2 protein-coding genes are annotated in these 1,588 nt (G+C 35.6%); both read left to right on the top strand.

Annotation, left to right across the window (positions count from 1 at the left end):
* Window position 1: 1 nt before the first annotated feature.
* Entirely contained in the window at window positions 2-706 is a 705-nt protein-coding gene (locus RTL21_RS20490) for a response regulator transcription factor (protein ID WP_312098628.1), read from the top strand.
* Window positions 703-1,588, top strand: an 886-nt coding sequence (locus tag RTL21_RS20485; protein WP_312098627.1) for a HAMP domain-containing protein, incomplete at its 3' end; no start/stop codon positions are given. The genes RTL21_RS20490 and RTL21_RS20485, both read left to right, overlap by 4 nt.

The raw sequence follows: 1,588 nt of genomic DNA, 5'->3' as shown, positions 1-1,588 counted from the left end.
AATTAAAATTTTAGTGGTAGATGATGAAGAAAGAATTCGACGTCTTCTAAAAATGTACTTAGAAAGAGAAGAGTTTATTGTGGAAGAAGCGGAAGATGGAGTGAGCGCTCTTTCTAAGGCATTAAACACTGATTATGATGTTATCTTACTCGATCTAATGATGCCTGGAAAAGATGGCATGGAGGTATGCAAGGAGTTGAGAGAGAAAAAAACTACTCCTGTTATCATGCTCACTGCTAAAGGGGAAGAAGTAAACAGAGTTCAAGGATTTGAAGTTGGAACCGATGATTATATCGTAAAACCATTTAGCCCAAGAGAAGTAGTCTTGAGAGTGAAAGCCCTATTACGTCGATCTACAACTACTACATTTGAACAAAGTGATAATACATCAAAGGATGTAATTATCTTTCCAGCATTAACCATTGATCATGATGCACATCGCGTATTAGCTAGTGGTAAGGAAGTGAGCTTAACTCCAAAGGAATATGAATTATTGTATTTCTTAGCTAAATCTCCAGATAAAGTATTTGACCGAGAATTACTATTGAAAGAAGTATGGCATTACGAATTTTTTGGTGATTTAAGAACGGTTGATACACATGTTAAACGATTAAGAGAAAAGCTAAATCGAGTTTCAGAAGAGGCGGCTAGCATGATTGTAACGGTTTGGGGAGTAGGCTATAAGTTTGAGGTTAACAATGGATGAAGTTTTGGCGAAGCGTAGTATTTAAGCTTTGGATTACTTTTCTATTGCTGGTTTCCGTTGTTTTAACGATTCTTACGATCATGCTTTTGGAGTATTTTGAGCAATATTATACGGAACAAACAGAAAATGAATTAACTAATACGGCAACGAAAATATCGGAAATAATGAAAGAACATAATAATCAAACTGGATTGGAAATTGTAGGGGAACTTCTTGATCATTCGACAGGAGCAATAATAATTTCTTCGCCTGACCAAATATATTATTACCCAGAAAGTCATATGCAAGCACTCTCCTATTCTTTCATTGAAGAAAATGAAGCTTTAGAAAATGTGTTATCAAGCAATAAGACAACTGTTGTGATGACGAAATGGAAGAATAAAAACAATAAACCTGAGCAAGTAGCAATCGTGGGTTCTCCTCTTCATGTGAATGGGAAGGACGGAGCTGTTTTTATTTACCAGTCATTACAATCGATGAATGAATCCAAGCAGTCTACTGCTAAATTTATTGTATTAGCAGCTGTCATTGCCATCATTTTAACGACTATTTTTGCCTTTTTCTTATTAACAAGAATTACTGCTCCGTTAAGAAAGATGAGAGAAGCTGCCTTTGAAGTAGCCCAAGGTAATTTTGCGACAAAAGTACCTATAATGGCTCAGGATGAAATTGGTGAACTTTCGATTGCATTCAATGAAATGGCAAGAAGATTAAATTTTAATATAAATGCCTTAAGTCAAGAGAAGGAGCAGCTGGACAATATTTTAAGTGGAATGGCAGATGGCGTGCTAACGCTTAATCGAAATGGAAGTTTATTGCTTACTAATCCACCAGCCGAAAAATTTTTACAGCATTGGTATTATGAAAAAGGCGAACTAAGTG

The sequence above is a fragment of the Niallia sp. genome, assembly GCF_031978665.1.
Classification (GTDB): Bacteria; Bacillota; Bacilli; order Bacillales; family Cytobacillaceae; genus Niallia.
The sequence above is the reverse complement of the archived record's forward strand: the minus strand, read 5'-3'. Positions and strand labels throughout refer to the sequence as shown.